Below are 26,256 nucleotides of genomic sequence, written 5' to 3'. Positions count from 1 at the left end.
CGGGTCTTTTTCTACAACTTTCACTTCGGAAACGCGACGACGGCCCGAATCAAAGTACTGGCGGTCTCGGCAATGGGGGCCATGTCATGCAGGCGATCTTGCTCAAACGCTTGAAGCACCAACTCATTCACCCCACCCACGACGGCCATGGCCATGTCGGGCGGCAGCACAATGCGTCCCTCGCGGCCATTGATCACCTCACACATGAAATCGGCAATTTCACGGTTCACCCGGCGGCGTGCCTGCATGCCGATGGTTCCCAGACCCAGAATTTCCACGAACAGGGTGCGCATCAGCACCGGATTGCTCGCCAGACATTCCAGGTAAGCCGTCATGGCCTGGGTGACCTGGGTTGGCCAGCTGCGTGCCGGGTCAATTGACGCCTGCAAGGCTGTCAGCGCATGCCGGCTGGCCGCCTCATACGAGGCAACCAGGCAATCGGCTTTGGTGGTGAATTGCTCATAAAACGTTCGCCTTGAGACGCCAGCCTCTCGCACGATGTCGGCAATGGTGGTGTTGGCGTACCCCTTGTCCGTCACGGCTTTGGCCATCCCTTCCAACAAACGCAGGCGCGCTTCGCTGGTCTCGGGCCAAGACACGGCTGAATCGTTCAAGCCGGGGTTGAAGGGTGTGTTGTTGTTCATAAAACACTCTATGTAGAAATTGGTACTTGACAGTACCACAATTTTATTCGATCATTCAACCGCATTGGTACGAAACAGTACCAATTATGAATCAACCACTTTCAAATCCAAACCGTACCGCCTCTATGTCACTCCATCGCCTGCCACTAAGCCTCAGTGCCTTCAGCCTGCTGACTGTGCTCTCGCTCAGCACCATGGCGCAGCCCATGACCTTTGAGACCGCCTGGCAGCGCCTGCAAACCGACTCTGACAAACTTGCCGCCGCCGACGCGGCCGTGCAAAGTAAAGTGTTTCAGGTGCAGGGGCTACAGGGTATGGGCGGCCCCACCGTCAGCATGTCGGCCAACGCCTTTGCCTACAACGCCACACTGGCAGTGAATCTGGACAGCGTGAACCAGCGCATCAACCAGTTGGAGCAGCAGCTGCCGATTCCGCTTCAAAGCCTGCCCATTCCTCTGTCAGTGCCACAACTGCCGTCTACCTACAGTTACAACCGTCAGTCCACAGCCAGCAATGCGTCCGTGTCCGCGGTCTGGCCGATATACGTCGGCGGCGCCACGGACGCTGCGCGCCTGTTTGCCAAAGCCCAGGTGAGTGAAGCCCAAGCAGACGCGGCCCAAACCACCCATGAATTGGCAACGCTGTTGGTGCAACGCTATTTCGGCGCCCAATTGGCGCAGCAAGCAGCCCGGCTGCGTCAGGCCGCACTGGACGACATCGTCCAGCATGACGCGGCCGTCGGGAAAATGCTCGCCGCTGGTGTCATCTCTCGAATGGAACAGTTGCAAACCAAAGTGGCGCTCGAAGACGCACGGCGCAATGCCCTCAAAGCCCATGACGACGCCGAATTGGCTGCTACAGCCTTGGCACGCACCGTTAAGGCCCAAGCGCCTGTCAGCGCCAGCAGCCCGCTGTTTGTGCTGAGCGAGGGCATAGAGCCCCTCTCTTATTTTGTGGATGCATCTCAACTCCGCCATCCCGGCCTGGCGAAGGTTGCAGCGCGCAAGGCCCAAGCCGAGCAGTTGCACGAAAGCGGTGAGGCGCTGCGCAAACCCCAAATTTTTGCGTTTGGACGGCGCGAACTGCAAACCGGCCCGGCCGACTGGGTAGCCGGCATTGGCGTGCGCTGGACCCTGTTTGACGCCATTGATCGCAATGCCATGGCCGCGTCATCGCAAAAGCGCATTGAGCAAGCCGAGCACACCGATGCCCAGGCACGCAGCGATATTGCCCTGCTGGTCGAAAAAAACTGGCGCGCCGTGATCAATGGCCAGCGCCAGTTCAGCGCCACCCAACCCGGAACTGAGCTGGCCGCCGAGGTGCTTCGCCTTCGTACCGTGGCCCTGCGCGAGGGCACGGGGACCGCGCTGGAATTGATTGACGCCGAAGTCAACCAGGCCAAAGTCAAAACCGAACGCGCCCAGGCGGCCTATGACTACGTGCTGGCGCTGGCCCGCCTGCTGGAAAGCTGTGGCTTGTCCGACCAATTTCAAACCTACATTACCCGCGCCGACATCACGCTGCCATGACCATGAAACCAACCCTAAAAACAATCGCCCTGAGTCTTGCCGGCTTGGGTTTCGTCGCTGCACTGGGCTACGGCCTATGGCAGGCCACCCAGCCCCAACCCGAGTTTTTTCAGGGTCAGATGGAGGCACACGAAACCGACATTGCGCCCAAGATCTCGGGCCGTATTGGCGAAATTCTGGTGAAGGAAGGCGACCACATTAAGGTGGGCACCTTGTTAATGCGCATGGACAGCCCTGAAGTGCGGGCCAAGCTGGCTCAAGCCACTGCCGCCCATGAAGCCGCACAGGCCATTGCCAGTAAAGCTGCGCACGGTGCGCGTGAGCAAGAAGTCCAGATGGCCAAGATGAACTGGCAACGCGCCCAGACCGCCGCTGACTTGGCGGCAATTTCGCTCAAGCGGGTAGACGGCTTGGCCAAAGAGGGGCTGATTGCAGCCCAAAAACGTGACGAAGCCGACGCCAACTTCAAGGCGGCCCGCGATGGAGCCACCGCCGCCCAGGCCCAATACGACATGACTCGTGCTGGCGCCCGCCCCGAGGACAAGGCCGCTGCCAACGCACAAGTGCGTCAGGTCGCCGGCGTCGTCGCTGAAGTCCAAGCCGCGCAAGCCGAGACCCAACTCACCAGCCCCGTCGCAGGCGAAGTGGCCAAGGTGCTGGCCAAAGTGGGTGAACTCTCGCCGCAGGGCATCGCTGTGGTCAGTGTGGTGGACCTGCAAGACCAGTGGGTGGTGCTGAACGTGCGTGAAGACAAGCTTCAACGCTTTGCCGTGGGCACCGAGTTTGACGCCCGCCTGCCTGCGCTGAGTCCATCGACTGAAACCGGCGCAACGACGGCGCGTTTCAAGGTATTTTTTATCGGCGTGTTGCCGGACTTTGCCACCTGGCGAGCCACTCGCGCTGGCCAGGGTTTTGATGCGCGCACGTTTGAGGTGCGCGCCCGCCCCATCACCCCCATTGCCGGTGCCCGCCCAGGCATGACGGTGCTGGTGAACTGAGTGCACCTGCCGTGCTTCGTTTGATGACATTCGCCAGTGACAGTGCGCGCCGGGAATGGCAGCGACTGCGTGCCAGCCCCTGGGACTTGGCCATGATCTCCTGGGTGCCCGCGCTGGCCGTGGGCCTGTTGTGGTGGATATTTTCTGCGGGGCTGCCGCAGCAACTGCCCATTGGGGTGCTGGACCAAGACCACTCGGTGCTGTCACGCCAGCTGGTGCGATTTCTGCAAGCGACCCCAGGACTGCAGGTGGCGCAGCGCCCGCTGGACGCAGGTGAAGCCGAGCACAGCCTGCGCCGCGGCGACGTCTATGCGGTCGTGACGATTCCGCGTGACTTTTCACAAAAACTGAAACACGGCCAAACCGCGCAAGTAACGCTGCTGCACAACGCCCAGTTCGGCATGCACTCTGGCTTGATCCAGCGCGATGTGCGCACGGTGGTGGGCACTTTGTCGGCCGGCATTGAAATGGCGGCACGAAAAAAGCGGGGCGAGTCAGCCCTTGCGGTGCAGGTCACGATGGAGCCGGTCCGCGCCAGCACACTCACCTTGTTCAACACCACCCTGAATTACGAGCAATTTTTGGCAGCGGCCCTGATCCCTGCCTTGCTGCATATTTTGGCCATGACGGCGGGGGCCTGGGCCGTGGGGCGTGAATTGCGGGACCGCTCCATGGCCGAGTGGCTACCGCCCACATCGGGCACCTTGCAGGCGATGGCCGCGCTGCTGGGAAAACTGGTTTGGCCTTTGCTAAGCCTGGGTAGCGTCGGCACCTTTGCCCTGCTGTGGCTCACCCATGGGCGCGGTTGGCAGCCGCCCGGTTCCCTGACCTGGGTGCTGCTTGCGCTGTGGGTTTTCATGGGATTGTCGTTAGCGTTAGGCGCCCTGGCCGCAGCCCTGACCCGCTCACTGCGCACCGCCCTTTCCACCACCGGCTTTGTGACTGCACCGGCCTTTGCCTTCAGTGGCGTCGGCTTCCCCTTGGTGGCCATGCCAGCAGCGGCGCAGGCCTGGGCGTACGCCCTGCCCTACACCCACTACGTGCGGGTTCAAATTGAGCAATTGCAAATGGGGGCCCCCATCCGGTATTCGCTGAGCACCGTCGCGGGCTTGGGCGTGGCCACCGTCTTGAGCCTGCTGGCAAGCGCCTGGGCTCTGCAGCGCGCGGCCCGGGTGCCGGCAACTTGGGGACAACGGTAATGAAACACGGCGCCACTGACTTCCGCCTGATGTGGGTGAACACTCTCACAGCCATCCTGCGCGACAAAGGCGTGTTGCTGCTCCTGCTGGGCGCTCCGCTGGTGTATGCCTTTTTTTACCCATGGCCTTACTCCCGGCAAGCGGTCGTACAAATTCCCGTCATGGTGGTCGATCAAGATCAGTCCAGCTTGTCACGCCAGATCACCAGACTGGCCGGCGCAAGCCCCCGCCTGGCACTGGTCGGAGTGACAGCCAATGAGGCCGAAGCGCAAGACGCGCTGTGGCGGGGAGACATCAAGGGCTACGCCCTATTGCCCGCCAACCTGAAACGCCATGTAGTGCGGGGGGAAGCCGCCGTTGTCACCATTGAGGGCAATGGTGCCTACGCCCTTTTGAACAAAGCCGTTCTCTATGGTTTCTCGGAGGCCATCGGCACGGTCTCGGCGGGTGTGGAGATCAAAAAACTTCAAGCTTCGGGTCAAAGCGCCGGGCAGGCCCGCGCATCTCGCCAGCCCGTCACCACCCAACTGGTCGCATTGTTCAACCCTACAGAAGGCTATGGAAGCTACGTCGTACCCGCCGTGGCGGTGTTGATTCTTCAGCAAACGCTGCTGATGGGGGCCGCCATGCTGATGGGCGCGCTGGTGGAGGCGGACCAACACCGCACCAGCGCCTCGGGCTGGCTGGCGAGGATTCTGGCATTGTCGTGTTTTGGCTGGCTCAGCGGCTTGTTCTATTTCGGCTGGATGCTGGTGATGCAAGACTACCCGCGCGGGGCCAACCTGTGGGGCGGGCTCGTGCTTCTCGCGCTTTATGTGCCGACGATCAGCACGATGGGTTTGTTGCTGGGCGCGTGGTGCAAAGACCGCGAACGCGCGATACAGGTGCTGTTATTCAGCGCACTTCCCATGGTGTTTCTGTCGGGCTTTTCCTGGCCAGTAGAAGCCTTGCCCACTGCCCTGCAGTGGCTGCGCTGGCTGCTTCCAAGCACGTCAGGCATTCAGGCTGCGCTGCACCTCAACCAGATGGGGGCATCGCTGGCGGACGTCTCGACCTATTTGTACACGCTGATTGGCCTGGGCCTGAGCGGTGGATTGATTCTGGTGGCAAGCACCCCCCTGCGCAGCGAATGAGATCACCGCATCACACGATCACTTGGGCTCGGGGGGCTTTCTCGCTATATTTTTTATAGCTTCCCGCGTTCACTTCTAGGGGGCTGGGCGCCTTTTTTTCGTTAAAGACATCTCCGCATTTAAAAAATGGCCGCAGGGTCAAACCCTGGCGGCTCGAATGGGGTCAAGCGGGTTTAAGAATATTTGACGCGGATCAATTGACACGCCGCACCAGCGAATGAGAATGCAGTCAACACTGCCCTCAACTTTCCCGCCCCAACGTGTCCATATTCAAAGCTGCCCTTGCCGCTGCGCTGTTGCCATTGCTCTTGGGCGCTTGCTCGTCTCTGCTGCCCAGCGCCAAAAGCGAATCGTCTCCGTTTGAAACCTTTGAGCAGGCTCGCCAGACCATTGAAGGGCTGGTGCCGATGCAAAGCGATGTGCAAGATTTGAAAAGGCTGGGCATTGCCCCGCCGCACTACCCCAACACGGTCATCTTGACCCATGCCGACATCGTGCGCCGCTTTGTGCCCAGCGCGCTGATACAGCGCCAAGACCTGGATGTCGGGGTGCTGGCCTGCCTGGAGGCGCGGGATGCCTGTCGCGGCTGGGAATTCACGGCGGCCCGCATTGCCAAAAATCGCACGGGCAATTTTTTCGCTGATTTCACCAATTTCTCAAGGCGCCAGGAAACTACGGGCTGGCGCTTCACCGGCTTGATTCTGCTGGTCGACGACAAAGTGGTTTACCGCAGCTGGGGAGGTCAACCCCGCATCAACGAGGTGGAAATCACCCACAATCCGCTCGGGCCGTTTCAAGACATGGGCCCGGCCGTGCTGACCCGGTGACGCTCACAGCATGACGTCAACGTCGGCCTGTGAACTCCACTCCAGCGGGTCTTCTCCAAACACCATGTCGCGGTCCAGCTTCAAGGCCAGGGCGACACGATCCGGAAAATAATAGATCAGACGCTGCTCCTCCAGCCGGTCTTCACGGGCGCGAGAGCGCCAAACAGCCAGATGCAACACCCCTGCGAGGGGTTCATAGACGTCGTTGTCAAAGGGCGCGTCCTGATGTTCCAGCGCATCCACAATGGGCTGAGGAAACTGCCACTCCCTGGAAAAACCTGCGCCCACTTGGGCAAAGCTGTAACCGAGCAGTTTTCGCTCCGCCGAGGCGCGCTTCAGCCCCAGCGGCGGCACGGTGGCGTCCATGGCCGTCATCTCCGCCGACAACGCCAAACGCATGACCAGTTCGCCAGTGGCGTGAATCAAACCGGCTGTGAAGGCCGCCGCCTGGTTCTGCTTGGCCAGGCCCGCGAGCGATCGGGACAACCGGGCCACGTTCAGGCTGTAGCGCCAGAACGCGTTCATGTCCATGCCCTGAATGCCCTTGAAGGCGCCGGCCACCGCCGCCGCAGTGGCCAGCGAATGGACCTGGCGCAGACCCAACAACGCCAAGGCTTCAGACACGCTGCTGATTTTGTTGGCCAGTTGGAACTGGGCCGAATTGGCCAAGCGCAACAGCCGCGTGGTGAGCACCGGATCAGTGTTGATCATTTGCGTGATTTTTCGCAAATCGGGCTCATCGCGACTCAATTCGTTGAGCAGCAAGGCAATCACTTTCGGGATGCTGGGCAAGTGCTCGCTGGATGCAAGCAATTCTTCAAGTTTCATGGGTGGCGCCCCTGTTCTTCAATCTGAAAACCGGTGGTCATTATGAGCCACCTGACAGTCGACAAAACGTGCCAAAATCACAAGTCACATTCGGACACAGGCACCCCTTCCATGACTGAACGTCACCCTCCTCGCGTTGTGCCACTGGTTGACCAGCGATCCAGCTCACTAACCACGCCCGCCGCCGCGTTTTCACCCGAGACCCGGCTGGCGGCCAACGGCCTGATCACAGACAAGCGCCAGCGCGCCCTTCGGGATTTGCGCATCAGCGTGACGGACCGTTGCAACTTTCGCTGCAACTACTGCATGCCGAAGGAAATCTTTGACAAAGACTACGCCTACCTGCCGCACTCTGCGCTGTTGTCGTTTGAGGAAATCACCCGCATGGCGCGGGTGTTTGTAGCCCATGGCGTGCAAAAGATTCGCCTCACAGGCGGCGAGCCGCTCTTGCGCAAAAACATCGAAGCCTTGATTGAACAGCTCTCCGCCCTGCGCACCCTGGATGGCCAGCCGCTGGACCTGACGCTGACCACCAACGGCTCCTTGCTGGCCCGCAAAGCCCGTGCCCTGAAGGCCGCGGGGCTGCAACGCGTGACGGTCAGCCTCGACGGGCTGGACGACGCGGTGTTTCGCAGCATGAATGATGTGGACTTCCCGGTGTCCGACGTGCTGGCGGGCATTGAGGCCGCGCGGGAAGCCGGCCTGGGGCCAATCAAGATCAATATGGTGGTGAAACGCGGCACCAACGAGCATGAAATCTTGCCGATGGCCCGGCGCTTCAAGGACACGGGCATTGTGCTGCGCTTCATTGAGTACATGGACGTGGGCGCCACCAACGGCTGGCGCATGAACGAAGTGATGCCCTCTGCCGAGGTGGTGCAGCTGATTCATGCGGAACTGCCCTTGGTCCAGCTTGACCCGTCCAGCCCCGGCGAGACGGCTGAGCGCTGGGGCTATGCCAACGCGGCGGGCCAGCACGACAAGACTGCGGGTGAGGTTGGCGTCATTAGCAGCGTCACCCAGGCGTTTTGCGGCGATTGCAACCGGGCCCGCCTGTCCACCGAGGGCAAGCTGTTTTTATGCCTGTTTGCCTCACAAGGTTACGACCTGCGCGCGCTGGTCCGCAACAACCCGTCGGATGTGGATTTGACCTCTGCGGTGGCCCACATCTGGCAGGGGCGCACCGACAGTTATTCCGAATTAAGAAGCGCCATGGCACCCGACACCGGACTCGGCCAGCGGCGCGTTGAAATGAGTTACATAGGAGGCTGATTTGATCAACCCAATCGACATTACTGGCCTGATTTTGGCCGGCGGACGCGGCTCCCGCATGGGCGGCGTGGACAAAGGACTGCAGAACTTCAATGGCATGCCGCTGGCCCTGCACACGCTCACCCGGCTGCAAATGGGCGGCGGTGTGGGCACTATTTTGATTAACGCCAATCGCAACCTCTCCGCTTACGAGTCGTTTGGCGCCGACGTCTGGCCCGATGGTCTGGCGGATTACGCCGGCCCTCTGGCCGGTTTCTTGACCGGCCTGGAGCGCTGCGAAACACCATATTTGGTGACCGTGCCCTGCGACACCCCACTGCTGCCGCTGGATCTGGTGCCTCGCCTGGCGCAGGCGCTGGACGAGCAAGACGCCGACATTGCCATGGTGGGCGCGCTCGAGACCGATCAACACGGCCAGAGCAAAGTGCGTCCGCAGCCGGTGTTTTGCATGATGCGCGTGGGCCTGCTGGAGAGCCTGGTGCGCTTCACGCAAGACGGTGGACGCAAGATTGACGCCTGGACCGCGCTGCACAAAACCGTCATCGTCCCCTTTGACTCCCCCGCCGATGACCCGCAGGCCTTTGCCAACGCCAACACCCTGGCCGATTTGCGGCAACTGGAATCCCCCGCCGTATGAAAACAATTGACGACATTGCCGCTGAACTGGCCGGCTACGACCCGCAAGCCCTGAACGTCAACACGGTCAACACCTTTCTGGGCGAGCTGGTGGAACCCATCACCGAGCAAGAAGAGGTTGATATTTTTGAAGCGCTGGGCCGGGTGCTGGCCAGCGACGTGATCTCCCCCATCAGCGTGCCACCGCACGACAACTCGGCCATGGACGGCTATGCCTTTGATGGCGCGCAACTGTCGGCCACGCAACCCCTGGTGTTGCAGGTGGTGGGCACGGCCTTGGCCGGCAAGGCCTGGCAAGGCACGGTCGACGCGGGCGACTGCGTGAAGATCATGACGGGCGCCATCATGCCGCCCGGCCTGGACACGGTGGTGCCGCAAGAGTTTGTGACTGAGGGGCAAACCGACACCGGCAAAGGCTGCGTCACCCTGCCTGCAGGCTTGCTGCGCACCGGCGACAACCGCCGCAAGCTGGGCGAAGACCTGATGGAGGGCAAGCCCGCACTACAAAAAGGAGAGCTTCTTACGCCCGCTGCATTGGGGCTAGTGGCCAGTTTGGGCATTGAGAAACTCACTGTGTTGCGCAAGCTGCGGGTGGCGTACTTCTCCACCGGCAACGAGATACTGAGCTTGGGCGAGACGCCACGCGAGGGCGCGGTGTTTGACAGTAACCGCTACATCGTTTTCGGGCTGCTGACCCGCATGGGCTGCGAGGTGATTGACCTGGGCGTGATCCCGGACGAGCCCGACGCGCTGGAAGCCGCCTTTGTGGGCGCCGCCGAGCAGTCCGACGCCATCATCACCAGCGGCGGCGTGAGCGTGGGTGAGGCCGACTACACCAAGGCGATGATGAAAAAGCTGGGCGACGTGGCCTTCTGGAAGATTGCCATGCGCCCCGGCCGGCCCATGGCCGTGGGTCAGATTTTCAGAGAGAAGTTGGCCACGAGCCCTTATGTCTCGACCGAGGCTCAATACGCAATTGACAGCACCTTGAGCAGCACGGACAAAGCCATTTTGTTCGGCCTGCCTGGCAATCCGGTCGCAGTCATGGTCACCTTTCTGGCTTTTGTTCGCCCCGCGTTGCTGCAGATGATGGGCGCCAAGGCAGATCCCCTGCCTTTGCTAAAGGCCCGCAGCCTAGAGCCCATTCGCAAGAAGCCTGGCCGCACCGAATACCAGCGTGGCTGTGTCACCACGGCGGCGCATGGTGCGCTGTGGGTCAAAACCACCGGCAGCCAGGGCTCTGGCGTGCTCAGCTCCATGGTGCAAGCCAATGGCTTGATCGTGCTCCACCATGACCAAGGCAACGTCGCCCCTGGCGACGAGGTGGATGTGATGATGTTCAACGGCGTGATCTAAACCCCAGTGGCTGCCATAGAACGTCTGGCGCCGTGTAGATCCTCGCTGGCCAGACAGGGCGATACTCACAAGAAAAGAGCACGAATTTTTGGGTGGCTTTAGGGAATCCACCATGCGGCAACGTGCCGTCATCGTGATAGATTCAACGCAGCCCAACAGGTCCCGGCCAACGCGCTCTCTGCGCGCAGTTTTGGCCCAATCACTACCCGCCGATCGCTTGAAAACTTCCATCGCACTCATCAACAAGCTCCTGCGCGGGTGGGTGTTTTTTTGGGCCGCCGGGTTGATGTCGTTCGGCCTGTTCGCGCAGAGTATGGCGTCAGACACCTTTCCGGGTTTCACCCTCTCAGAGGCTGGCCCGGCACGCATTGATGTCGCCACACGCATGGGCGTGTTGATTGACCCGGATCGAACGATGACGCCGGATCAAGTCACGAGATCTCAAACGGGCTGGCAGACAATCAACCGCACTGCGCCTAATTTTGGCTTCACCAGTGATGCCTATTGGTTCCGATTCGACCTGCAGAATACCTCCGTTCGCCCGGTGAATCGCCTGGTTGAGGTGCCCATTCCGTTTCTTGATGAGGTTCGGCTCTACCACCTGGTAGACGGTATGCTGACGACCACCTATGCCTTGGGCGATGCCCAGCCTTTCGCCCTTCGTCCCGTGCGTCATCCTCACTTTGTCATGCCGCTCAAACTGCTGCCGGGCAGCAACCAGATTTACCTGCGACTGGCCTCCACCGGCACCATCGAAGCCTCCGTCAGAGTGTGGGAGCCACTGGCGTTTCAAGTCGCCAGCCAAGATGAAAGCCTGTTGCAAGGGGGGTTCGCTGGCGTACTGTTGATCATGGTGATCTACAACCTGTTTTTGTTTTTCTCGATTCGTGACCTGAGCTACATCTACTTCATTGGATTTGTCAGCAGCTACCTGCTGTTTCACCTGTCACTGTCGGGTTACGCCTTTGCCTACCTGTGGCCTGACGCGGTGACCTGGAACAGTTATGCCATTTCAACTTTCGCCGCCAGTTCAGCGCTGTTCACCTGTTTATTTGCCAATAGTTTTTTAAAGCTTCGGCACGCCTCGGTAGCGGCCTTCCTGTTGCTAAATGCCTTGGCTGTGATCAGTGCCCTCTTGACTGTTTCGACCTTCTTTCTGCCCTACAGTGTCACGATTCGAATCGGCGCTTCTCTAGCGATCCCTGTGGCCTTGATCGCACTGCTGCTCGGCTATTGGCTCTGGTGGCGCGGTGCCAAATTTGCACGCTTTTACTGCCTGGCATGGACCGCAGTGCTGATTGGCCTGTTGGTATTGGCGGCCGAAAAATTTGGGTTGGTTCCCAATGGGTTCTGGAGCAACAATGCCCCCCAAATTGGCATTCTGGTGCAGGTGGTGCTGTTGTCCATCACCCTGGCTGACCGCATCAACGCGGACCGCTCTTTGCGCCTTGAAGCTCAGTCGGAAGCGCTGGACATTGAGCGAGCCGCTCGCGCCTCGCAGACGGCCCTGATTGCAGCCCAGGAACACGCCAATGTGGAACTGGAAAAACGCGTGCAGGCCCGCACCAATGATCTGAACCAGACGCTGGAAAAGCTCCAAATCGCCAACACTCGTCTGCAGCACCTGTCCACCACGGACGGGCTCACCCAAATCAGCAACCGCGCCTTTTTTGATCAGTCCTTGCAAACTGAGCATCGTCGCGCGGCCCGCCTGGGCACCTCCTTGTCGGTCATTCTTTTCGACATTGACCATTTCAAAAAAATTAATGACTCCTACGGCCACCCGGCGGGTGACGAATGCTTGCGTGCCGTTGGCGAGGTGCTTCGCAGCAAAATGCTGCGCGCCGAAGACGTGGTGGCCCGCTATGGCGGCGAGGAGTTTGTGCTGCTGCGAGTGAACGCCAGTTTGACGAACTCCATCGCCGTGGCCGAGGAACTTCGCGTTGAGATTGAAAACCTGCGCCTTGACATTAACGGCCACCCCATCCAGTTCACCGCAAGCTTTGGTGTGGCCATCGACATGCCCACCGGCAACTCCAGCCCGCAAGACTTGGTGAGTGAGGCAGACAAGGCGCTTTACCAAGCCAAGAGCGACGGCCGCAATCGCGTGCAGGTCGCTGCGACCTAGCCCCCGGCCGCCGAAGTTGCATCGGCAGGCAGGTAGCGCTGCGCCCACGCGGCGATTAATGCCGCTGCAAAGTGGGCGTCTTCTGGCTTGTTCAACAGATGATCCGCCCCGTCCAGTGAAATGAAGGACTTGGGGTGCAAGGCCGTCTCAAAAATGCGCCGGGCATTGTCCACGGACACCACCGCGTCTTCCGGGGCGTGTAACACCATCAACGGGCGGCGCAGCTGACGAATACGCTCGGCCTGAGGCTGGCCCGTTAAGTCAGCAATGAATTCGCGCTTGATCTTGAAGGGCCGCCCGGCGAGTTGTATGGTGGCTTCGCCGTGCTCATCAATCACCTCCAAACCATCGCCAAACTGGTGGGTCACATGGGCTGGGTCAAAGGGCGCGCCCAGCGTGGCCACGGCCCGGCAATCGGGCACCTGGCTGGCGGCGGCCAGCACGGCCGCGCCGCCCAGCGAATGCCCCATCAGCAGCGCGGGAATGCCGTGGTTTTGGCGCAACCAGTCGGCGGCGGCCACAAAATCGCCCACGTTGGAGCTGAAGTGGGTGTTGGCAAAATCACCGCCACTACCGCCCAGCCCGGTGAAGTCAAAGCGCAGCACCCCGTAGCCGGCGTCGGCCAAGGCGCGGGCAATGTAGGCCGCGGCCTTGGAGTCTTTGGAGCAGGTAAAGCAGTGGGCAAACACCGCCCAGGCGCGCGGTGCATCGTCGGGGGTATCGAGCCGCCCGGCGAGTGGCTCGCCCAGGCTTCCGGGGAATTCAACACGTTGACTGGGCATGAAGCACCTTTCTTGATGGCCTCCACCACCAGTGGCGAGGCACCTTAAACAGTCGGATCAAAGCCCGTTTGCTTACACCCGCTTCAATTTCTTGCGCAGGCCACTATCAAAAGAGTAGCTGTCTGCGCAGTTTTGACGGGGGCTAGGAGTCTAAATTTTTCACAACGCCTTCACCGGCTGCTTTGCCACTGGCGAAACAGGCGGTGAGCAAGTAGCCACCGGTGGGGGCTTCCCAGTCCAGCATTTCGCCGGCGCAGAACACGCCGGGCAACTGCTCCAGCATCAAATTCTTGTCAGTGACTTCAAACAACACGCCGCCGGCGGTGCTGATGGCCTCGTCCATGGGGCGGGCCGCCACCAAGTGAATGGGCAGGGATTTGATGGCGGCAGCCAGTTGCGCGGGGTCGTTGATCTGGGTTTTGCTCAACAGCTCGTGCAGGATGGCCATCTTGATGCCTTCCAGGTGCAGCCGGCTTTTCAGGTGGCTGGACAGGGAACGGGTCCCACGCGGATGGCGCACCTCGGCCAGCACGCGCTCGGCCGAAAAGTCGGGCAGCAAGTCCAGATGGAACGTGGCATGGCCTTGGGCGACGATTTCGTCACGCAACAAGTTGGACGCTGCGTAAATCAGGCTGCCTTCCACGCCGGTGGCCGTGGCCACAAACTCGCCCTTGCGCTGAAAGGTTTGGCTTTTGGACGTGGTCACCTGAATCGCCACCGACTTGAAAGGCTGGCCCGCAAAACGGGTGGTGAAATGCTCGCTCCAGCCGCGAGGGAGTGAGGCGGGAACGGCTTGCACGGGCAGCGCCTCGCCCTCTGGCGCGGGGGGCAGCACCACGGCTTCAAAACCACAGTTGCTGGGTAGCAGGGGCGCCACAGACACGCCGGCGGCTTGCAACCACGGCACCCAGGCGCCGTTGGAACCCAAACGCGCCCAACTGCCGCCACCCAATGCCAGCACCACGGCGTCTGCCGCGACTTGAACCGGGCCTTGAGGGCTGTCGAAATTCAGGGTGGTGGCCAAGACGGCGCCAGACTCGTTATTGGCCCAACCGGTCCAGCGGTGGCGCATGTGGAACTGCACGCCCGTGCCCGTGGCGGGATGGCGCAAGCGGTGCAACCAGGCCCGCAGCAAGGGGGCCGCCTTCATGTCGGCCGGAAACACCCGCCCGGAACTGCCCACAAATGTTTCTATGCCCAGGCCTTGCGCCCAGACGCGAACCTGCGCGTTGTCAAAGCCATTGAGCAAGGTCTCAACCTGCTGGCGCCGGTCGCCGTAGCGCGAGGCAAAAATATCAGCCGGCTCGGAATGCGTCAGATTCAGCCCGCCTTTGCCGGCCAGCAGAAACTTGCGCCCCACCGACGGCATGGCGTCATACACATGCACTTCAAGCCCTGCGGCCAACAACACATCGGCCGCCATCAAACCCGAGGGACCACCACCAACCACGATTACTTTTTTCATATCTTCTTCTTTACTCACAACTTGCTTCACTCAACACGGTTCACAAAATTCTTCACAGCCGTTCAAAGCGCCTGGACTTCTACCAAGGCGCCTTGTCCGGTTAAAAACGCGGCTTTCACCACGTCATTGGGGTAAATGGCCTGCACGGCCGCCTGGTAGCCCCGCAACTGGGCCATCAATTCAGGCTTGTCCTGCGGGGAGTGGGCGGACTTGTAGTCCAGCACCCACCAGTGGCCGCTGTGCCCACCGTCTCGGCGCTGCACCAAACGGTCCAGCCGAAACGAGGCGCCATTGCACATCAGCTCCACCTCGTTGCCCTGCCAGCCCAGCGCCGCCGGGTCCCAGGCCCAGGCGCCCTCGCCTTGCAAAATACGCTGTGCCATGGCCAGCGCTTGGGTGCCCTGCTCGGGTGTCAGCCCAAACTCCCGCACCACGGCATGGGTGGCGGCTTCGCCCAACACGCCCCACTCCAGCAAACGGTGCATGGCTTTGCCCAAGCGGGCGAGGTCCGAGTCGTCATCGGTTTCATCCTCGCCCGCACCGGTTGCTTCATTTTTTGTAGCGGATTGCGCATATTTTACGGGCGCTGGCGGCAGTTCCTTCAATGAGAAGCTACTTCCGCCCGGCAGGCCGCTGCCCACGGCGCCGTTTGCGCCGCTGTCCAACTCCACCTCGGTCGCCAAATCGGTGAGTCTGGCCCACCAGCTGCGTCCAGGGTCGCGGTAGGGTTCGATGCTTGACAGGGCCAGCGTGTGGCGGGCCCGGGTCAGGGCCACGTACAAGGCGTTGAGCTCTTCGCGCTGGCGCTCCAGCCGCTCGGCATCCAGCGTGGCCACGGCACACGCCGGTGGTTGTGTCTCGCTGGCCAAAAACACCAGCTTGTTCGGGAATTCGGACTCGCCCGGCCAGTCAATCAGCACGCCCATGGTGTCGGCGCTGCGCTCGGGAGTGTTGGTGTCCAGCAGCAGCACGGTGTGAGCCTCCAGCCCCTTGGCGCCGTGAATGGTCAGCAGGCGAACGGCTGCTGCGTTGACGGTAGCCGGCGCCAACACGGTGCCGCTTTTGAGCGCCCGCACAAAAGCATACGGCGTGGCGTAGCGCCCGCCCCCCATTTGCAGGGCCACGCCCAGCAAGGCGCGCAAGTTGGCCAGCACGGCATCGCGCTGGGTGGTGGGGGCGGCCACGGCAAAGCGGGCCAGCACGTCGCCGTCGGTGTAAATGGTTTGCAGGGCGTCATGCGGGGGCAGACTGTCCAGCGCCTTCTTCCAACGAATCAAAACAGGCGCTACCGCCCGTCCATCCTGCGTGGTCAGCTCTGATTGTTGTAGCAACTCGAACCAGCTCAAATCATCCACCTGCTTGGCCAGGGCCAGTTGCACCAAGGCCTCGTCACCCATGCCAAAGAAGGGCGACTTGAGTACCCGCGCCAAAGACAGATCGTGCTGGGGCGACACCAGCACGTCCAGCAAGGCCACCACGTCTTGCACCTCACAGCAGTCAATGAGCCGGGTTTTCTCACCAATCTGGGCGGCAATCTGGCGCTTGCGTAGCTCGTCTTGCAGCGGCATGAGGCCGGCGCGTTTGCGCGACAACACCATCACATCAGACGGCTGCTTGCCGGTGCGGACCAGCTCAGACGCAATCCAATGCGCCACTTGGCGGGCTTCCAGGGTGCGCAAGGTTTCCTCGGGCAGTTCGCGCGGGGTGGTCAGGCTGTCGCGCCACTCGGTGGCTTCATCCTGATCGCCATCGCCCCGTGCGGGGCGGGCAATGGGGGGCAACTTGCAGACATAGCCCGGCGCGGTGGCGCTGGTGGTGTGGGGGCGAAAGCCCTCATAAGAGTCATCCTGCGAGGCCTGGCCCATGGCCGTGTTCACGGTGTCAATAACGCCGGTGGCGTTGCGCCGGGTGTGGTCGCAACTCAACAAGTCGCCGCCCAGCCCTTCTTGCACAAACGCTTTGGCAGCGCGAAACACCTGCGGCTCGGCGCGGCGAAAGCGGTAAATACTTTGTTTGGGATCGCCCACAATGAACACGCTAGGGGCCGTGCTGGCCCCGGCGTAACCGCTGAGCCACGACCGCAAGGCCTGCCATTGCAGCGGGTTGGTGTCCTGAAACTCGTCAATCAGCAGGTGTTTGATGCGGGCGTCCAGCTTTTCTTGTACCCAACCAGCCAACAGCGGGTCGCTCAGCATGACCAACGCAGCGCGTTCGACGTCGTTCATGTCGACCCAGCCCTGCTCCACTTTCAGCGCGCCGTATTCTTTGATCAGCGCGCGGCTGAGGCGGGTCATGCGCTGCTGGTAGAGCCAGGCGGCGTGCTGCTGGCGGGCCTTCACCACCCGCTCGATCATGTCTTGGGCGTCCCGCACCAATTCAATGCCGACGATTTTTTCGCCAAACTTGCGCGGCGTTCCGGTGGCGGTCAACAGAGCGGCAAACACGCCGGGCAGGTCGCCGGCCGTCAAGGCCATTTCCAGCTCAACGCCTTTGGCGGCAAAGCTTTTGGCACTGGCGCCGCCCAGGGCCTTGGCCGCTGACAGCAAGGTTTGGTGGCGGGCCGGGTCGGCGAACAGGTAGTCCTCGGGCGCATCCAGGCCATCAAAGTCTGGAAACTGCTGGGCAAAGTGCGTCACCGACTGGTCGACCACGCCTTGCGCGTCGGCCAGGGTGAATTCAGTGCGCTTGTCCAGCGCGGTTTGCAGGGCTTTTTCGGCCTGCGAACGGCCGTAGTCGTACACCACCGATTCAAAGTCAGTCTTGAGCGCGGCATCATCCACCAGCACCGCGTAAAAGCGCCGCCACACCAGCGCCTTGGGCTGGGAGTCGTCTTCCAGCAACTCGTAGTTGGCCGGCAAATCCATTCGCTGCAAAACCGCCAGCGGCGCGCTGCGCAGCAAGGACGCAAACCAGCTGTGAAAGGTGCGCACCTGCACCTGGCGCCCACTGGCCAAAATGCCCTGGTATAAATTTGATAGCTGTTCAGGCAGCCTGGACGGCGGCTGCAGGTCATTTTTAATCACAACACCCCGGTCACGCAAGGCGGTGAGCAAGGTCTCAGGGTCGGCTTGCGCAAACTCTGCCAGCCAGCCGTAGAGCCGCTCGCGCATCTCGCTGGCGGCCCGCTTGGTGAAGGTGATGGCCAAAATTTCGTGCGGCTGCACGCGCAACTGGCCGTCCGCCGCCACGCCGTCGAGCAACGCCCGCACGATGCGAGACACCAGCATCCAGGTCTTGCCCGCGCCCGCGCAGGCCTCCACGGCCACACTGCGACGGGGGTCGCAGGCAATTTTGTAAAAAGCATCGGCACTAACCAGCTGCCCGTTGTGCTCGTAAGCGGCTTGCGCTTCTTGGTGTGACATCGTTGCTAACCTAAAACTGACAGAGAGACAGCAGCGCTGTCATTGCCGCAGCTCACGCCGTGGCTTCCCAGAAATCTTTGCGGCACAGCCCACGGGCGGCGCAGTACTCGCAGGCTTTGCCTTCGCCCAAGGCCGGCATGGGCGCCCCAGCGCGGATGCGCGCCATGTCGGTGGAGATGCCTTCAATCAGGTGATCCCGCAACTCGACAATATCCACCTGTGAAATCGTCTTGGTGCCGTCTTTTTCGCCCACATTGACATAGGCGGCGGCCAGTTGATCATCTGGCAGGAGCGCGGCGTAAAACGCGAGCTGGGTGTCTTCCAGCGCGGTTTTGACGCGCTGCAAGGTGGTGCCCCGGTTCTCGGTTTTGTAGTCCATCACCCAGGCGTGGCCGTCCGCCATGGCGTCCACGCGGTCTATCTTGCCGACCAGCGTTAACGGGCCAAGCGGCAACTCTTTCCATTCCTCGCCGCCCTGGAACACGGCACCGCTGGCTTCATGCTCGGCTAGCCATTCCAAATAACCCGCCCGCACCCGCGGCCAGGCCGAGGCAAACGGCAGGAACTCGCTTTGGGACAGCCCCATGGTCTTGGTCGCCGCTTCAGCCGCTATATTAATCATAGCTACTCGCGCTCGATTCTCCTTGGCTGGCGACTGATTCAATGCCACATGAAAGTGGTGCAGAACGGCGTGCAACCAGTTGCCAAAGTCCCGCTTGTCGACTTCTTGATCCAGCTCATCGGTGTCCTGCAGCTTGAGTTGGCGCAGGCCGAAAAAGCGGTAGGGGCAACGCCGCAAGTCTTCGTAACTGCTGCTAGACAGCTTCAACACAGGCAAAGACGCCCCGCTAGGCGCTGGCATCACACAGGCTTGCGCAGCAAGAGTGCGCAGCTCGCAACAGTCAACGCCCTCCACGCCACGGTGTTGCAAGCGCAACTCCTGCACAAAGCCGCTGGGCATGACGTGCTCGCCGCCTTCGCTTAGGCGCCACAACACGTCCAGGTGCTCAAACCGCAAGGCGTAGCGCCAGGCAGCACGGGTCGCCTCGGCCAAAGTTTCCCGCGAAGACAAACCCAGCAGGACGCGTTGCGCCGGTGTCCACATGCCGGGTGGTTCGGGGGACGCCGGAAAACGCACCTCGTCACAACCCGGCAATACCACGGCCGCCAGCGGCCGACCCAGCAACTGGCTCATCGGCAAAATGACCACCTGCGCATTGGGCGGATGGCCCGGCGCAAAACTCTTATCCTCCAGCGTCTGGCTGATCCACGAAGTGAACTCACTCAAACTCAGGCGCTCGCTCACGTCGGCAAATTCCTGCTCGGCGCCGGGTAGCAGACGAAGCACCTCCAGCACCGCCTGCCCGGCCGGGTCGCGGCTCAAACCCAGCCATTGACCGGCGTCTTGCAGCGCACTGCGCAAGTCTGTCAGCCATTGGGTCAGGGTGCGCTCCGACTGCAGGGCATCGCGCAGCACCTTGATCTGCGGCAGCGTTGAGGCTTTGCTACCAACCGAGCGCCAATCGCGGATCGCGTCGCGGCGCAAGCGGTTTTCCAGCGCGGCCACGGCCTCTGCATTGAAGGCCGAGGCATTTTTCAGCCAATCGAGCACCACATCGGTCGAGGCATTCCACACCACGGCGCGCAGCAGGCTCATCAGCGCCGCCGCGGAACGCGTGGTGGATAGCTTCCAGCCGGTTTCATCCCGAAGGGGCACGCCCCGCTCGCCCAAGAGCGCGCGAACCCGGCGGGTCAGTACCCGGTCTTGCGCTACCAAGCCCACAGGCGTTCGCCCGGCGTTCAGATGCGCCAGCACACAGGCGGTGGCGCGCTGGGCTTCGTCTTCTGAGTCAGAGGCGGCGTGCAGCGCCAACTGGTCGGGCGCGGATTCAGCCGCATCGACGCGTGGGTCGAGTGACAAACTGAGCAACCGATCACCCAACACGGCTTTCAGCGCCTGAGCCAAAGGTTCGGTCTGGAAGCCTTCCAGCACGACCAACAAATCAGGCTGGGCGCCAAACACCACGTCAGATGCGTAGCTGGAACTGCTTGCCCAGGCCAGCGCGATCCGGGCGGTGGCCGCCTCAAACGCAAACACGGCGGCCTCCTGCCCTTCGGCCAGTTGATCCGAAATCCGCTCGCCCCAAGCGCTGCGTTCGTCCGGCGGCACGGCGGCTGCGACGCGGGCCAGGCTCCAGGCCGCCTCCATCACCCGAGGGGCCAGCACCCGCTGGTGGGCAGAAAGCCCGGTGCGCGCCAATAAACTGCCTGCCGTCAAGGTGTCACGCGCCAAGTCCAGCCGGATATCGTCAGGGCCTGGAAAAAAGCCACCCAAACTGAGAGTCCAGTTCATGGTGGTTTCAAACCGGGGCAGAAAATGAACCGCCGATTGCTGTGTCGAGACGAGCCGAAGCCAGGCGTTTTTGGCCTCCAGCATCAGCTGCGCATAGGGCACCAGCACCACCACTCGCGCCGGATGCAGCTCCCGGCGGAGCATCTCGTCATGCACTTGGGCCATCACAAAATCCCACGCAATCGTGGCGTGATGGTTTTTTCCTAATTCAGCCATAGCAAGCATGTCATTGATGGGTTCTATTGGTTTCTGTCACAATTTCCCCACTTTACCTGCACCGATCACCAACAAGGATTCCCCATGGCCAGCGAATTAATCAAACATGTGTCCGACGCGTCTTTTGAAGCCGACGTGCTTCAGTCCGCCCAACCCGTGCTGGTGGACTACTGGGCTGAGTGGTGCGGTCCTTGCAAAATGATTGCACCCATCCTGGACGAAGTGGCCACTGCCTACAGCGGCAAACTACAGATCGCCAAGATGAATGTCGACGAAAACCGCGACATTCCCGCCAAGTTCGGCATCCGTGGCATCCCAACGTTGATGCTGTTCAAGGATGGTCAATTGGCCGCCACCAAAGTTGGCGCACTGACCAAGTCACAGATGACCGCCTTCGTCGACCAGCACTTGGCCTGAGTCGTCAAGAGCTGATTCAACCCAATTGCCTTGGCGCCGCGCCGAGGCAATTTTTTTCCTGTCATAATTAATATAGTTCACCGCCTCCCACCCCGAGCCGGTTCGAGTTCCAGGCTAACGCCAAGAGGTTGAGGCTACCGCCGCCTCACCCAACACTCCCCCGTATTTCGTTCAACACCCACTTGGGCCATTCCATGCACCTAAACGAACTCAAGGCACTGCACGTGTCCGAAGTCCTCAAGCAAGCTGAAGAGCTTGAGATTGAAAACACCGGCCGGATGCGCAAGCAGGAGCTGATGTTCGCCATCATTAAGAAGCGTGCCCGCACTGGCGAGCAAATCATTGCCGATGGCGTGCTGGAAATTCTGCCCGACGGGTTTGGCTTCTTGCGCAGTCCCGACACCAGCTACACCGCCAGCACCGACGACATTTACATCAGCCCCAGCCAGGTGCGCCGCTTTAACTTGCACACCGGCGACATGATTGAAGGTGAAGTGCGCACACCCAAAGACGGTGAACGCTACTTTGCCCTGAACAAGCTGGACAAGGTCAACGGCGACTCGCCTGAGAGCAACAAGCACAAGGTCATGTTCGAGAACTTGACGCCGCTGTTTCCCAAGGTGCAGATGCGACTTGAGCAAGACAACAAGAGCGAAGAGAACATCACCGGCCGCGTCATTGACATCATTGCCCCCATCGGCAAGGGCCAACGCGCCTTACTGGTTGCGCCGCCGAAAAGCGGCAAGACCGTGATGATGCAGCACATCGCGCACGCTATCTCGGCCAACTATCCTGACAGCCACATGATGGTGCTGCTGATTGATGAGCGCCCTGAAGAGGTGACTGAGATGCAGCGCACCGTCAAGGGTGAAGTGATTGCCTCCACGTTTGACGAGCCAGCGGCTCGTCACGTTCACGTGGCCGAGATGGTGATCGAGCGCGCCAAACGCCTGGTTGAGTTGAAAAAAGACGTGGTGATTTTGCTCGACTCCATCACCCGTTTGGCTCGCGCTTACAACAACGTCGTACCATCCTCCGGCAAAGTGCTGACGGGTGGTGTGGACTCCAACGCCCTGCAACGGCCCAAGCGTTTTCTGGGTGCGGCTCGCAATGTGGAAGAAGGCGGCTCACTAACCATCATCGCCACAGCCCTGGTTGACACCGGAAGCCGCATGGACGAGGTGATTTTTGAAGAATTCAAAGGCACGGGCAACAGCGAGATTCACCTGGATCGCCGTCTTTACGAGAAACGTGTTTTCCCGTCCATTCAGCTGAATCGCAGCGGTACACGCCGTGAGGAGCTGCTCTTGGCCCCGGATATTCTGCAAAAAACCCGCATCTTGCGTCAATTTCTCTACAACATGGACGAAGTAGATTCCATGGAGATGGTGCTCAAGCAAATGCGGGCGACCAAAACCAACAGCGAATTCTTCGACCAAATGCGTCGAGGTGGTTGATCTGGTGGGCCTTGGCCTAATGATCAGCGCTACGGCTATAATCTAGGGTTTTCGCGACAAGTACGATACGGCTTTGTATTGTGGGCGTGTCTTGCACAAGGGTTGTACAAGGCGAACACAAGGGCTGACGCGGCTAGCGCAACTGATGGAGAAGATATGAAAGAAGGCATTCACCCCAATTACCGCGAGATTTGCTTCCAGGACATGTCCAATGGATTCAAATTCGTGACACGCTCTTGCGCAAGCACCCGCGAGATGATCAAAATGGAAGACGGCCGCGAGCTGCCACTGATCAAGCTGGAGACCACCAGCGAGTCGCACCCCTTCTACACAGGTACACAGAAATCCGTGGACAACATGGGTGGGCGTGTTGAGCGTTTCCGCAACCGTTTTGGCAAACCCAAAGCCGTGGAAGCTGCTGCCGAATAATCGGCAAGCGCTATGTGCGAAAAGGCAGCTCGGGCAACCGTGCTGCCTTTTTTGTTGACGCTAACATGCCACATCAGAATCCATTTGGAATTCGGGCCTAAGGGCCCTCTTGACCTGTATTGAATGTGAACCAGCCCACCCCAGCCATTGTTGCCCAAGGCGCAGTCAAGCGCCTGCCGAGGATCGCTTTGCTGCTTTTCTGCATTGCGTACGTCCTTCCAGGCTACCTTGGTAGAGTGCCATGGAAAAGTGCCGACATGTCCTCCTTCGGGTACATGGCCGAGCTGGCAGGCGGTGCAGGTCATTGGTTCTCTCCCAAACTAATGGGCATGGCGCCCGACGTGGATGCGCTTGTGCCCTATTGGCTCGGTGCCTGGGCGATGCAGCTGGCGCCAGCCTGGATAGCACCCGACTTCGCCGCTCGAATTCCCTTTGGTTTGATGCTCGCCCTGGCGCTGACCGCCACCTGGTATGGAACCTACTACCTCGCTCGCAGTCCGCAAGCCCAACCCGTCGCTTTTGCCTTCGGCGGTGAGGCAAGGCCTGCCGACTATGCCCGCGCCATGGCAGATGGCGGCTTGCTTGCGTTTATCGCCTGCTTGGGGTTGGCTCAGCTCGCCCACGAAACAACGCCGGCCCTGGCACAACTGAGCTTTACGGCGCTGCTCTTCTATGGATTTGCCGCTCTTCCTTATCGAGCCACATACGCCACGGTGGCGAGCGGCGTCGGACTTATTGGATTGGCTTTGTCTGGCGCGCCTGTGATGGCCAGCGTTCTCGGGTTGGGTGGCGCATTGATTCACTTGCTCGACCGAACAGAAAGCGAGCGACCCAGACCAGGAAAGCGCACAGAGGCTGCTTTCATTGCTGCCGCGGCAGGTGTTTCCATCGCACTCTCAACTGGACTGGGACTATGGCGATGGCGCATTGATCTGCCCCACGCCAGCTGGGACGAGTGGCGCAGTCTGGGGCGTTTATTTCTTTGGTTTACCTGGCCGGCCTGGCCGTTGGCCCTGTGGACCTTGTGGCGATGGCGCCGCCAACGCGCCCGCAAAGGTGTGCCAAGCCGCCATTTGTCACTGCCATTGCTGTTTGTTGTTACTGCCATCACCGCGACGCTCACCACTGCCTCGGCAGACCGCGCACTCTTGCTGGCCCTACCGGCGATGGCCGCGCTCGCCGCTTTTGCGCTGCCCACTCTTCGCCGAAGCGTCGCCGCTTTGATCGATTGGTTTACCCTGCTCTTTTTCTCGGGCTGTGCCCTGATTATTTGGGTGGTCTGGATTTCCATGCAGACCGGCGTACCCCGCCAACCAGCTGCCAACGTGACGCGCCTGGCGCCTGGATTTGAAAGCAGCTTCTCGATCACTGCGTTCGTTTTTGCCGTCGCCGCGACACTGGCCTGGCTTTGGCTGGTGAAATGGCGTGTGGGCCGGCATCGTACTGCGATCTGGAAAAGCCTGGTACTGCCCGCTGGCGGTGCAGCACTGAGTTGGTTGCTTTTGATGACCTTGTGGCTGCCCTTGCTGGACTATGCCCGCAGCTACGCTCCATTGGTGCGACGCACCTTGATCGTCATGAAGCTTCAGCCATCCTGCGTGCAAGTGCACGGGCTTAACCGCAGTCAAGTGGCGGCATTTCGATTCCACGGGAAACTAAGAGTTGTGCCCGCCTCTCAATCAGCCTCTTGCCCTTGGCTGATCGTTGACAAAGATTCAATGCCGACACTGTCAAATGCAGTGAACCGGGACGAGTGGACTTATCACAGCTCTTTGCGTCACCCTGCAGACCGGGATGAAGACCTCACAGTCTTTCGTCGCAAAACCGATCACCGGTTTTAGAGGCTACGCCGAAGGTTGTCGCATTCGACTGGCTGGAAAAATGATATTGAAGGTCGAGCCAACACCCAACTGGCTCTCGATCTTCAGCTCGGCACCATGACGCTGAGCCACATGCTTGACGATAGCGAGCCCCAGACCAGTCCCCCCCGTATCGCGAGAACGGCTTCGGTCCACCCGATAGAAGCGCTCAGTCAGTCGGGGAATATGCTCTTCAGCAATACCGGGGCCGCTGTCCGTCACAGAAAACTCGCCTTTTCCATCCGGCAACAAAGTGGTTCGAACCTTGATTTTACCCCCTGCGGCCGTGTAACGAATCGCGTTACCGACCAGATTACTCATGGCACTTCGCAATTCGTTGCGCGAACCGGCAAGCGCCCCGAGGAACGATGTCTCAAAAAGGAGGTGATGCACACAATCCGGTGAGCCATGCAGCGCCGCTGACAGACTGCGGCCTTCTTGCTCGAGATCAGCCGCTAGACTGCCGACCTGAATCCACTCGGAACCGCCAGGGGGCGGACTCCCCTCGAGACGGGAAAGTGTCAACAGGTCGCTGACCAGGGTTTGCATGCGTTCCGCCTGCAAGGCCATCAAAGCCAGGTAGCGCACTCGCTCTTCTTCATCCAGAGGCAGGGTCTGCAGCGTTTCCACGAATCCCGAAAGAACCGTGAGTGGTGTGCGAATTTCGTGGGAGACGTTGGCAACGAAGTCCCGTCGCATCGCCTCCGCCTGCTCCACCGCCGTCACATCTCTTGACAGCAGCAGCAGACGCCCCTCTCCGTAAGGGTGAAGCTGAACTGACAACTTGACCGGTCTGGACGGCGTGCTTTCACGCCCCGGCATCACCAGTTCGGTCGAATAATTTTGACTTGAAAAGTAGCTGGCAAAACCCGGATCGCGAACCAAGTTCCCGAAATGCTGCAATTTATCCCGCTCGGAATCCAGCCCGAAGTGACTGGCTGCGATTTGATTGAACCATTCAATTTGTCCATGTGAATCCAGCATCACGACCCCATTGGGGGAGGCTTGGAAGGCGGCCAGAAAGTCCTGCAATCGACTCTGACTTTCAAGCGTCAACTGTTCTCTGTTACGAACCAGCCGCCTCACGCGATCCGACAACTCGCCCCACATCCCCGTGCGCATTGCTACTTCAGAGGTCGCGCCAAGCCGCAACCAACGAAGTAGGCGAACTCCCCTGGACATATCAATCAGCAGCCATATAACTCCGCCGCCCACGACGCCAAGCAGAGCCCCCAATGTTGGGCGAAGCGGGCCCGGCTGCATCCATCCAATGGTCGCGCCAGCAGCTTGAAAAATCAAAAACGTGAAAAGACGCCACAACATGTTTAACCCAGACCGTCGATCATTTCTATCCCAGCCGGCGCAG

The 26,256-nt window shown here is 60.6% G+C and carries 20 protein-coding genes; 13 read left to right on the top strand and 7 right to left on the bottom strand.

The window, feature by feature from the left end; genetic code table 11:
* Positions 1 to 20: 20 nt before the first annotated feature.
* On the bottom strand, positions 21 to 644 hold the full coding sequence (locus tag J8G15_RS01160; protein WP_210545414.1) for a TetR/AcrR family transcriptional regulator: 624 nt from the start codon (positions 642 to 644) through the stop codon (positions 21 to 23).
* Between the two features lie 125 nt (positions 645 to 769).
* On the opposite strand from J8G15_RS01160, the gene J8G15_RS01155 reads away from it, so the two are divergent.
* The 5 genes from J8G15_RS01155 (at position 770) to J8G15_RS01135 (ending at position 6,330) form a co-directional block, all read left to right on the top strand.
* Positions 770 to 2,173, top strand: coding sequence for a TolC family protein (locus J8G15_RS01155; protein ID WP_210545412.1), 1,404 nt, complete (start codon positions 770 to 772; stop codon positions 2,171 to 2,173).
* A complete protein-coding gene (locus tag J8G15_RS01150) occupies positions 2,170 to 3,171 on the top strand; it encodes a biotin/lipoyl-binding protein (protein ID WP_210545410.1) in 1,002 nt (333 codons plus the stop codon). Before J8G15_RS01155 ends, J8G15_RS01150 begins: the two co-directional genes overlap by 4 nt.
* Positions 3,172 to 3,194: 23 nt before the next feature.
* On the top strand, positions 3,195 to 4,370 hold the full coding sequence (locus J8G15_RS01145) for an ABC transporter permease (RefSeq protein ID WP_210545408.1): 1,176 nt from the start codon (positions 3,195 to 3,197) through the stop codon (positions 4,368 to 4,370).
* The gene (locus J8G15_RS01140; protein ID WP_210545406.1) at positions 4,370 to 5,503 is read left to right on the top strand and encodes an ABC transporter permease; all 1,134 of its coding nucleotides are present in this window, start codon (positions 4,370 to 4,372) and stop codon (positions 5,501 to 5,503) included. Before J8G15_RS01145 ends, J8G15_RS01140 begins: the two co-directional genes overlap by 1 nt.
* A gap of 260 nt (positions 5,504 to 5,763) precedes the next feature.
* The gene (locus J8G15_RS01135) at positions 5,764 to 6,330 is read left to right on the top strand and encodes a hypothetical protein (RefSeq protein WP_210545405.1); all 567 of its coding nucleotides are present in this window, start codon (positions 5,764 to 5,766) and stop codon (positions 6,328 to 6,330) included.
* Positions 6,331 to 6,333: 3 nt separating this feature from the next.
* Here J8G15_RS01135 and J8G15_RS01130 read toward each other — a convergent pair whose 3' ends face one another.
* A complete protein-coding gene (locus J8G15_RS01130; RefSeq protein ID WP_210545402.1) occupies positions 6,334 to 7,158 on the bottom strand; it encodes an HDOD domain-containing protein in 825 nt (274 codons plus the stop codon).
* Between the two features lie 111 nt (positions 7,159 to 7,269).
* Between J8G15_RS01130 and moaA the strand changes: the two genes are divergently transcribed.
* The 4 genes from moaA (at position 7,270) to J8G15_RS01110 (ending at position 12,550) form a co-directional block, all read left to right on the top strand.
* Positions 7,270 to 8,430 (top strand): GTP 3',8-cyclase MoaA, encoded by a 1,161-nt coding sequence (gene moaA / locus J8G15_RS01125; RefSeq protein WP_210545400.1) that lies wholly within the window; start codon positions 7,270 to 7,272, stop codon positions 8,428 to 8,430.
* A 1-nt stretch (position 8,431) separates the two neighbouring features.
* Complete coding sequence (mobA, locus tag J8G15_RS01120; protein ID WP_210545399.1) at positions 8,432 to 9,067, top strand: molybdenum cofactor guanylyltransferase MobA; 636 nt, start codon at positions 8,432 to 8,434, stop codon at positions 9,065 to 9,067.
* Entirely contained in the window at positions 9,064 to 10,422 is a 1,359-nt protein-coding gene (gene glp, locus J8G15_RS01115) for a gephyrin-like molybdotransferase Glp (protein ID WP_210545397.1), read from the top strand. The genes mobA and glp overlap by 4 nt, the downstream gene beginning before the upstream one ends.
* A gap of 217 nt (positions 10,423 to 10,639) precedes the next feature.
* Positions 10,640 to 12,550, top strand: a complete 1,911-nt coding sequence (locus J8G15_RS01110; protein ID WP_210545395.1) for a diguanylate cyclase — start codon at positions 10,640 to 10,642, stop codon at positions 12,548 to 12,550.
* Here the strand turns inward: J8G15_RS01110 and J8G15_RS01105 are convergent.
* The 4 genes from J8G15_RS01105 to J8G15_RS01090 form a co-directional block, all read right to left on the bottom strand.
* Positions 12,547 to 13,332 (bottom strand): S9 family peptidase, encoded by a 786-nt coding sequence (locus tag J8G15_RS01105; protein WP_210545393.1) that lies wholly within the window; start codon positions 13,330 to 13,332, stop codon positions 12,547 to 12,549. The two genes, J8G15_RS01110 and J8G15_RS01105, sit on opposite strands and share 4 nt — an antisense overlap.
* A gap of 142 nt (positions 13,333 to 13,474) precedes the next feature.
* The gene (locus J8G15_RS01100) at positions 13,475 to 14,797 is read right to left on the bottom strand and encodes a TIGR03862 family flavoprotein (protein WP_210545392.1); all 1,323 of its coding nucleotides are present in this window, start codon (positions 14,795 to 14,797) and stop codon (positions 13,475 to 13,477) included.
* A gap of 62 nt (positions 14,798 to 14,859) precedes the next feature.
* Positions 14,860 to 18,159 (bottom strand): exodeoxyribonuclease V subunit beta, encoded by a 3,300-nt coding sequence (locus J8G15_RS01095; RefSeq protein WP_210545390.1) that lies wholly within the window; start codon positions 18,157 to 18,159, stop codon positions 14,860 to 14,862.
* A 52-nt stretch (positions 18,160 to 18,211) separates the two neighbouring features.
* Positions 18,212 to 20,728: a PD-(D/E)XK nuclease family protein gene (locus J8G15_RS01090; RefSeq protein ID WP_210545388.1), complete on the bottom strand. Its 2,517-nt coding sequence runs from the start codon at positions 20,726 to 20,728 to the stop codon at positions 18,212 to 18,214.
* An 84-nt stretch (positions 20,729 to 20,812) separates the two neighbouring features.
* Here J8G15_RS01090 and trxA point away from each other — a divergent pair, with 84 nt between their 5' ends.
* From trxA to J8G15_RS01070, 4 genes are all read left to right on the top strand, one after another.
* Positions 20,813 to 21,145 (top strand): thioredoxin TrxA, encoded by a 333-nt coding sequence (gene trxA, locus J8G15_RS01085; RefSeq protein ID WP_210545386.1) that lies wholly within the window; start codon positions 20,813 to 20,815, stop codon positions 21,143 to 21,145.
* Between the two features lie 194 nt (positions 21,146 to 21,339).
* Entirely contained in the window at positions 21,340 to 22,602 is a 1,263-nt protein-coding gene (gene rho / locus J8G15_RS01080) for a transcription termination factor Rho (protein WP_210545384.1), read from the top strand.
* A 156-nt stretch (positions 22,603 to 22,758) separates the two neighbouring features.
* Positions 22,759 to 23,031, top strand: a complete 273-nt coding sequence (locus J8G15_RS01075) for a type B 50S ribosomal protein L31 (RefSeq protein WP_210545382.1) — start codon at positions 22,759 to 22,761, stop codon at positions 23,029 to 23,031.
* 125 nt (positions 23,032 to 23,156) lie between these two features.
* The gene (locus J8G15_RS01070) at positions 23,157 to 24,872 is read left to right on the top strand and encodes a hypothetical protein (protein ID WP_210545380.1); all 1,716 of its coding nucleotides are present in this window, start codon (positions 23,157 to 23,159) and stop codon (positions 24,870 to 24,872) included.
* 3 nt (positions 24,873 to 24,875) lie between these two features.
* On the opposite strand, the gene phoR is transcribed toward J8G15_RS01070, so the two are convergent.
* On the bottom strand, positions 24,876 to 26,213 hold the full coding sequence (gene phoR, locus J8G15_RS01065; RefSeq protein WP_210545379.1) for a phosphate regulon sensor histidine kinase PhoR: 1,338 nt from the start codon (positions 26,211 to 26,213) through the stop codon (positions 24,876 to 24,878).
* Positions 26,214 to 26,256 lie beyond the last annotated feature (43 nt).

The sequence above is a fragment of the Rhodoferax sp. PAMC 29310 genome (assembly GCF_017948265.1).
Lineage (GTDB): Bacteria > Pseudomonadota > Gammaproteobacteria > Burkholderiales > Burkholderiaceae_C > Rhodoferax.
The sequence above is the reverse complement of the archived record's forward strand: the minus strand, read 5'-3'. Positions and strand labels throughout refer to the sequence as shown.

What these genes read in the sequence shown, in the direction of transcription:
- J8G15_RS01130 (WP_210545402.1), bottom strand. Translation starts at nt 7,158, where the DNA reads ATGAAACTTGAAGAATTGCTTGCATCCAGCGAGCACTTGCCCAGCATC.
- J8G15_RS01155 (WP_210545412.1), top strand. Translation starts at nt 770, where the DNA reads ATGTCACTCCATCGCCTGCCACTAAGCCTCAGTGCCTTCAGCCTGCTG.
- J8G15_RS01150 (WP_210545410.1), top strand. Translation starts at nt 2,170, where the DNA reads ATGACCATGAAACCAACCCTAAAAACAATCGCCCTGAGTCTTGCCGGC.
- moaA (WP_210545400.1), top strand. Translation starts at nt 7,270, where the DNA reads ATGACTGAACGTCACCCTCCTCGCGTTGTGCCACTGGTTGACCAGCGA.
- J8G15_RS01090 (WP_210545388.1), bottom strand. Translation starts at nt 20,728, where the DNA reads ATGGCTGAATTAGGAAAAAACCATCACGCCACGATTGCGTGGGATTTT.
- J8G15_RS01105 (WP_210545393.1), bottom strand. Translation starts at nt 13,332, where the DNA reads ATGCCCAGTCAACGTGTTGAATTCCCCGGAAGCCTGGGCGAGCCACTC.
- J8G15_RS01160 (WP_210545414.1), bottom strand. Translation starts at nt 644, where the DNA reads ATGAACAACAACACACCCTTCAACCCCGGCTTGAACGATTCAGCCGTG.
- J8G15_RS01095 (WP_210545390.1), bottom strand. Translation starts at nt 18,159, where the DNA reads ATGTCACACCAAGAAGCGCAAGCCGCTTACGAGCACAACGGGCAGCTG.
- J8G15_RS01140 (WP_210545406.1), top strand. Translation starts at nt 4,370, where the DNA reads ATGAAACACGGCGCCACTGACTTCCGCCTGATGTGGGTGAACACTCTC.
- J8G15_RS01100 (WP_210545392.1), bottom strand. Translation starts at nt 14,797, where the DNA reads ATGAAAAAAGTAATCGTGGTTGGTGGTGGTCCCTCGGGTTTGATGGCG.
- glp (WP_210545397.1), top strand. Translation starts at nt 9,064, where the DNA reads ATGAAAACAATTGACGACATTGCCGCTGAACTGGCCGGCTACGACCCG.
- phoR (WP_210545379.1), bottom strand. Translation starts at nt 26,213, where the DNA reads ATGTTGTGGCGTCTTTTCACGTTTTTGATTTTTCAAGCTGCTGGCGCG.
- J8G15_RS01075 (WP_210545382.1), top strand. Translation starts at nt 22,759, where the DNA reads ATGAAAGAAGGCATTCACCCCAATTACCGCGAGATTTGCTTCCAGGAC.
- J8G15_RS01145 (WP_210545408.1), top strand. Translation starts at nt 3,195, where the DNA reads ATGACATTCGCCAGTGACAGTGCGCGCCGGGAATGGCAGCGACTGCGT.
- rho (WP_210545384.1), top strand. Translation starts at nt 21,340, where the DNA reads ATGCACCTAAACGAACTCAAGGCACTGCACGTGTCCGAAGTCCTCAAG.
- trxA (WP_210545386.1), top strand. Translation starts at nt 20,813, where the DNA reads ATGGCCAGCGAATTAATCAAACATGTGTCCGACGCGTCTTTTGAAGCC.